The sequence below is a fragment of the Desulfonatronospira sp. genome, assembly GCA_003563255.1.
In the GTDB taxonomy this organism is placed as follows: domain Bacteria; phylum Desulfobacterota; class Desulfovibrionia; order Desulfovibrionales; family Desulfonatronovibrionaceae; genus Desulfonatronospira.
This window is the reverse complement of record PWSL01000090.1, coordinates 1-7,044: the sequence shown is the minus strand read 5'-3', so window position 1 is coordinate 7,044 and position 7,044 is coordinate 1. Positions and strand designations below refer to the sequence as shown.

Below are 7,044 nucleotides of genomic sequence, written 5' to 3'. Positions count from 1 at the left end.
CCATGTGCACTATTTCCGCCTGGTACTCCTGTGCAAAACGCTGGATGAAGCGTACATTTGCACCCTGAAAGGAATAGATGTTCTGGTCTGCGTCCCCCACGGCCAGCATGGACGGACGCGGGCTCTGTTCATCTTCGTTTCGGCCGGCCAGAAGGGAGATAAGCTGGTACTCCAGGTCATTTATATCCTGGTATTCGTCCACCAGGATGTGTTGAATGCCCAGCAATCTGTCCCGCCAGTGCAGGGCGGAACCGTCTTCCTGGGTGCTGGTTCCGTCCAGGTAGTCCACAGCTTCCTGGAGAATTCCCTGGAACACTGATGTATCGCCGCCTTTGCCGGCCAGTGAATGCCCGGTTATGGACATGGCCATGCTGTGGTAGGTGTGGATCTTGACTCCGGCACCGCTTTTACCCAGCAGGTCCTTGAGGCGGCGGCGCATTTCAGCCACAGCGCTTCTGTTGAAGGCCACGGCCAGGATCCTGGAGGGGCGTACCTTGAGGACTTTGATGAGACAGGCCATGCGGTGCACGATGACCCTGGTCTTGCCGGAGCCGGGGCCGGCCACCACCAGCATGTTTTTTTCGGTCGGGGCCTCCACTATATCCCGCTGCACTGAACTGAGTTGCTCCAGAATGGCTGCGTGCTGCTCTCTGGTGACAGGCAGTTCCAGGATGTCCCTGCGGTCCTGGAGGTGCTCGGCCACAAACGCGGTGCGGCTTTTTTGAAAGTAATCGCGGACAAAGCGCAGGGCCTGGCTTATGCCGTCGAATACAGCGCCCAGCTCGGCAAAGCGGCCCATGATGTGCACCTGGGCGATCTTTTGCCTGTAGAATAAGGACAGGGAAAGATAGTCCCCGGGGCTGAACCGTCCTTTGGGATCGGTTACGCTGATGCTCATGGCCGGGCGGATGATGGACAGGCCGTTCTGCAGACATACGGCCCGGCAGTGGTGCAGGGCGCTGAGGCCCTGCCGGCACAATGCGGGGTGATCGCTCAAGTGGGCCGTGAGCATGTTTGCGCGCAGGGCGTTTTCCGCCTCTCCGGTGCGAAAGGAAACCAGCAGGTCTTTGCCGCTTACCCCGGTGTCGATTCTGTCCAGCAAAAAATCCAGCAGTACCCTGGCCGACTGGTTGCGCCTGGATGCGTGCTGCCTGATCCGGTCCCATTCCTGCTGCAGGATTACCTGGTAGGAGTTCTGGGAGAGCTGATGCAGACGCAAGAGCTTTTCATCCACCAGGAGTTTTAGGATATGCAGCAGTTTTGCAGGAGCAGCTTCTATGTGTCCGCGTTCCTTGAGCCTCTGGCAAACCGGACGCAGAGGCATGTTGTACACGACCCCGGCCCGGGCATCGGGTTCGTCCTCCTCCATGAGGGCGAACAGGCTTTCCTCCAGCCCCAGGTATTCCCTGAGGCGGGACCGGGAGTCATCCTGGATGCCTTTTCGCAGGTAAGCGGTCATGTTCAGGTCATGGTTGAGTATCCGGGCCTGGCGCATGGCCCCCAGGCTGCGCAGGATGCGATCCGGTTCCGCTCCCAGTCTGGCGGAGAGCATGTCTGTATTTAAAAGTTCCTTGGGATCCGCCTGCATGATTATGTCCAGCAGGCCCATCCACAGGGCGTGCTCTGACGGCGAAAGGTTCAGGCCGCCCATTATTTTCAGGGCTTCCTCTTTGTCCTTGACCAGCAGGCGGCCCTGGATGGCGGTGGTCTTGTTGTCTCCGCGCCTGATCTTGCCCCGGCGCTCCAGCCAGGACAGGGCGGTACGCACCTTGGTGTCGGCCATGGGTTCATGGGAGTCCAGGGTGTCGAAACCGTATTCTTCGAACTCCTCGCTGGCCAGGAGTTCCCCGGAAGTCATGACCATGTCCGGGGTGTTTCTGGAAGAGGCCAGGCTTTTGAGTCCGCCGTACATGGACCTGATGTCCCGGGCGGATATTTCCGAGGCCCGGCAGAGTTCGAACTGGGTGTCCAGGTCATCAGGGTCGAACAGCAGACAGCAGACAGCAGGACGATGATCCCGGCCGGCCCGTCCGGCCTCCTGCAGGTAGTTTTCCAGTGAGCCCGGGGCCGAGGCATGAATGACCACCCGGACATCAGGTTTGTCCACCCCCATGCCGAAGGCGTTGGTGGCCACTATGACCTGGATTTCACCTGCCAGAAACCTTTCCTGCACCGAGGTCCTCTCTTCCGGGGTGCGCCCGGCGTGGTAGTATTCCACGTTCCAGCCCATATGTTCCAGGGCCTCGGCGTACTCTTTTGTTTTTCTGCGGGTGGAGGCGAAGACTATTCCTCCGCCGTCTTCCTTGTCGACCAGGACGCTTTGCAGGATAGAGTGCATGCGCTGGGTCTTTTCCGGTTCAGCGCAGGGGATGACGTCAAAGCGCAGGTTGGAGCGCTCGTGCCCGCCCTGGAAAAGGACCAGGTCCCGGCCCATTTCATTTCTGAAGTAGTCCAGGATTTCGTCCACCACGTCCTTTTTGGCCGTGGCCGTGAAGCAGGCGATCTGGGGTTCGGGGTGGGGCGGTCCGGGGCATATTTCATCCAGAAACGAGGCCAGGGCCAGGTAGTCGGGGCGAAAGTCGTGGCCCCACTTGGAAAAGCAATGGGCCTCGTCCATGATGACCATGGCGATTTCCCTGGAGCGCAGGGCATCCTTGACCGTGGTGTTTCGAAGCTGTTCCGGGGATATCCACACCAGGTCCAGGTCCCCCATGCGGATGCCTTCCAGGGCCTGGGAGCGTTCCAGCAGGGTCAGGGTGGAATTGATGGTGCAGCCCTGCAGTATGCCCTTGCGCAGGAGCCCGTCCACCTGGTCCTTCATAAGGGACTGCAGTGGCGAGACAATGATGCTCAGTCTCTTGCCCTGTTCGGCCTTCATCAGGGCCGGAAGCTGGTAGCACAGGGATTTACCCGCGCCGGTGGGCAGCACGGCCAGGCAGTCGTTGCCCCGGATAAGCGTCTCCACAACCAGTCTCTGCAGGGGCGGGTCCTCGTCCTTCACCGGCAGGTAGTCGGGGTATCCGAAGTAGCGCTGCAGCTGTGCCCGGGAATCAAAGGCGCTGCTGCAGTAGCTGCAGGCAGGGTCGCTGCAGGGAGTCTCGCGCAGGGAGCGCAGAATGCCCGGGATTGCAGCATGGCGTTTCCAGACCCAGGTGGGAAGAACCGAGTTGCTCCCGGATACCTGCAGCCAGGCCAGGATATAGGCCAGGGAGCAGGATTCCCGGCTGTCATCCCAGAGGGTCTCAAAGGCGGACTGTGCATGGCTGACGCAGGCATGCCCCCCGGCGTTTTCTTCCCAGAAGGCTTTGCACCAGTCTTTGTCCTTGAGGTCTGCCCCGGCCAGGACTGCGAAAAAATGCCCCAGGCCGCTTTCAGGATGGGACCTGTGCATCAGGGTGCCGTAAAATATCAGCTGTTCCCGGGGCAGGGCCTGAAAGGCCTGAATTTCGTCCTGGAAGACAAGCTCGGCCTGGGCACAGTCCTGGATGGGATCGTTTTTTGCTGTACGCACCAGCTTGTAGTCCTTGACCAGGTGGTGGTAGGGATTTTTGGGAAAGGCCAGGGGGGAGAGGTGCAGGGTGTCCAGGGCAGGCAGCTTTAAAAGGGAAAACTCCGGGAAATGTTTGCGCAGCCAGGGCAGGTCGTGGCCGATAATATTGTGCCCCAGCACAAATGAAGCCCTGCCGAAGGACTGTTCCAGCCTGGACAGGGCTTCGTCGGCCCTGAAATTTCCCTGAAAGGCCAGCCTGGGCTGCCCTCCGGGTCCGGTGGCCCCGATCTTGATCAGGGTCTCCCTGTCCGGATGGATTTCCAGGTCCAGGACCACAATGTTTTGAAACTCCCTGGAACGGGTCAAGTCAATAATTTTTTCCCGGGTTAGGTGCTTAGGGATTAGAAAAATACTGATATACCGCCATAGTGATGCTTTGCCCGCAACAATAAAGAGAAGAGTTTTTTGACAGGATTAACCACGCCAAAGACGCGTGGCAGGCATAGATTAAGAGATGGATTAAGAGAAAAATATTTTTGTCCTGGCCGGAAGCCAGGCCAAAAGGTAATCCTATCCATCATGTTAATCCTGTCTAAAGATTTTGGATATCAGTTCCAGGGATATGCTATGATCGCAAAAATATAATCAAGTACACCGGACGCCGGAAATGCAGCGGCCCTTGAATAGATCGTCAAGCAAGAGGAGGTACTGTGATGCGTAAGCGGATAATTTTTCAGGGCATGCAGGGAGTTCCACCCACTGATCAGGACTGGTTGGACGTGGAACGCCTTGCCCAGGTCGAGCTCACATCCGAGGATCCGGCTCACCCGTTTGAGTCAGCACTGCGTCCTGACACCGGATCAGCCTGGCGGGCATCGTCCCCTGGGGAGCAAACTATACGCCTGCTGTTTGACGAGCCGGTACGGATCAAACATATCCGTTTAGTATTTCATGAAGAAAAATACGCCCGCACGCAAGAGTTTGTGCTTCGATGGTCACCGGATGACGGGCAGCCTTACCAGGAAATTGTGCGTCAGCAGTATAATTTCAGTCCACCTGAAACGATTCGCGAGGTTGAAGATTATGCTGTCGATCTCGACAGGGTGACGGCACTTGAAATAAGCATCGTTCCGGACATCAGCGGGTCCGATGTCCGGGCATCCCTGGCCGGGTTGCAACTCGCAACATAAGCGCAACATAAGCGCAACATAAGGGATAGACCCCAAACCCCAAACCGCAAAAACTCCTTTGACATCCAGTCTATGTTCACGCTTTAATTTCAATTTGTTCAAATATGAATACTGATTTAGTGCCCGTTAAATATCACTACAGCGAAACTTATAAAACTTTTCAACCTGTCTAAATCGGGGACAGGCACCCCCGCACTTATTTTTCTGAAGGATGATTGACAGGTTTTAAAAATAAGTGCGGGGAGAGCCAGTCCCCGGAGGTGAATAAATAAGTTTCGCTGTAGTGATATATGAACGACTCAAATATAATATTGCATTCTCAAGCAGATCCAGGACAATCCAGAGACCACGCAGCGCGAGATCGCCAGGAAGACCGAACTGTCTCTTTATTGAGAGAGGAGCAAGGGCAGGTTTGTTTTTTGGTAACAGTTTAGCCCTTTTTAAGGAAAGCAGGGGGCAGGCACCCCCGCACTTATTTTTCTGAAGGATGGTTGACATGTTTAAAAAAATAAGTGCGGGGAGAGCCAGTCCCTATGCTACATGCAAATAGCTATTTAAGCATGGCTGCATAATTATTACATAGCGGGGGACAGTCCCCTGGCCTTGTGCCATTAGTCACCACCGAGGACCCCTGAATGGTTACCGTCGATAAGTCTACCTCCAGCATGCTGGGAAGTAATTGTATATGATTGACCACCCCTGGGCGGAGAGCATGAAAATGAACCTCCCGCTAAACCGCATATAATCCATCATTGACTTTTGGCAGTGCATAAGTCAGCATATAAGAAATGTGCAGACAAGTTCCACCTGCGTGCAGGCTGAAGAAGGGCAGGCTGGTGGTGTTGAACAGTTTCTTGGCTGTGGAGAGTAAGGCCATGCCTTTTCCATTTTAGGCGCTTAGCACAAATTTCAAACAAACATGTTGTTTCATTTTCAAAGAAAGCCAGGAGCTTTTGCCCACGGAACACACGGAAGGGCACGGAAGTTTTTAAAGCGTTGCGAAGCAACGCATATTCCGTGAAATTCCGTGTATTCCGTGGGCAGTCTCTTTTGCCCCGAAGGGGCCACTTTTGCCGTGCAGAGTCGCGGAAAAAGCCTAGTTACTTACTCCTGAAACCCTGTCACAAAAAACAAGAAAAATTTGAGCATTGTGATAACAGCATGTTGTCGGTCTGAGATACCTCTGGCTTCAGCCGACTCTGGCCGAAAACACCTGACGCCCTGACCTTGATGGAGGTTAAAGAAAAGTCGGACCAACTGCGGAGCACTATAAGGGAATATCCAGCTCGATACTTTGGACGTGGTCACGTTTGGCATATAACTCATCGTTGTCATAACAGGGACTTTTTACCGTTACTGGAATATACAAGTTGCTGGTCTCAGAGAGAAAGAGCCAGTAAATTGATTACCGCAACTCGCGGGGTTTCAGGGTTAAACCCATATCGAACGTGCAGCAAGCAAAACCAGGGCTGCCCTGGATCTCCAGGACAGCCCCTCCGGCTTAAACAGATTAAACATGCAGGAGGTTTACATGGGGCAGGTCAAGATCGACACACAAAGCAAGAGCGTCAGCATTCCCAAGTGGCTGTTCTTCAACAAAAAAATTCCTTTTTCACAGATAAAGAAAAAGGCCGGCAGCATTGATACCAGCGGGGGAAGCAAAGTTTTCAAGCTGACCCTGGCTGGTGATTTTGGGGAGCAGGAAATCAGCTTTGACGATTATGAAAGCTATATCACTTTCGTTTACGAATACCAGAAAGCACAGATGGGAAATTAGCTTTCAACGCGAGACGCGTGGCAGGCTCAGCCAAAAGGAAAAAGAACCGTTTCCGGATGGAAACTATTTAGTTTCCATCCGGAAAGCCTTTCATTCCGGATGAAAACTATTTATCTGTTCAACCGTTGGCTGAGAATGTTCTCCACCGGATCGTCAATAAGTCTACCTCCAGCATGCTGTGTAGTAATTGCATAAGATTGACCACCCTTGGGCGGAGTGCATGATAATGATCCTCTCGCTTGGCCGCTTAAAGTCCATCATTGACTTTTGGCGGCGCATAAGTCAGCACTGAAAAAATAAGCAAACCTGTTCCACCTGCGTGCTGGCTGAAGCAGTACGGGGTTTTCGTCATTGAGACCAATAATATGAAGGGCTGGATTTACGGCGACCCTGATCAGCCCATGTGGACCCAGAAAATATTCAGGCATTCGAACAGATTTCAAAACCCACTGCGTCAGAACTACAAGCATACCAAAACCCTGCAGCAACTTCTCGGACTAAATGATGATCAGGTGCATTCCGTGGTCGTATATGTCGGGGACAGTACATTCAAGTCAGACATGCCGGATAATGTCACCTATGGTCTG

5 protein-coding genes are annotated in these 7,044 nt (G+C 54.1%); 4 read left to right on the top strand and 1 reads right to left on the bottom strand.

The genetic code is table 11. The features are described 5' to 3' along the window. Positions 1 to 3,856: RecQ family ATP-dependent DNA helicase (locus QZP87_RS02735; protein WP_291321385.1), on the bottom strand; the 3,856-nt coding region annotated here is incomplete at its 3' end. 347 nt (positions 3,857 to 4,203) lie between these two features. On the opposite strand from QZP87_RS02735, the gene QZP87_RS02730 reads away from it, so the two are divergent. The 4 genes from QZP87_RS02730 to QZP87_RS02720 form a co-directional block, all read left to right on the top strand. Then, positions 4,204 to 4,680, top strand: coding sequence for a hypothetical protein (locus QZP87_RS02730; RefSeq protein WP_291321384.1), 477 nt, complete (start codon positions 4,204 to 4,206; stop codon positions 4,678 to 4,680). Between the two features lie 315 nt (positions 4,681 to 4,995). After that, on the top strand, positions 4,996 to 5,073 hold the full coding sequence (locus tag QZP87_RS15480; protein ID WP_363330979.1) for a winged helix-turn-helix domain-containing protein: 78 nt from the start codon (positions 4,996 to 4,998) through the stop codon (positions 5,071 to 5,073). Positions 5,074 to 6,196: 1,123 nt separating this feature from the next. Beyond that, a complete protein-coding gene (locus QZP87_RS02725; RefSeq protein ID WP_291321383.1) occupies positions 6,197 to 6,457 on the top strand; it encodes a hypothetical protein in 261 nt (86 codons plus the stop codon). 296 nt (positions 6,458 to 6,753) lie between these two features. After that, a partial coding sequence (locus QZP87_RS02720) for a nuclease-related domain-containing protein (protein WP_363330978.1) occupies positions 6,754 to 7,044 on the top strand: 291 nt, incomplete at its 3' end.

Coding starts and splice junctions, on each gene's coding strand:
- QZP87_RS02730 (WP_291321384.1), top strand. CDS start 4,204: ATGCGTAAGCGGATAATTTTTCAGGGCATGCAGGGAGTTCCACCCACT.
- QZP87_RS02725 (WP_291321383.1), top strand. CDS start 6,197: ATGCAGGAGGTTTACATGGGGCAGGTCAAGATCGACACACAAAGCAAG.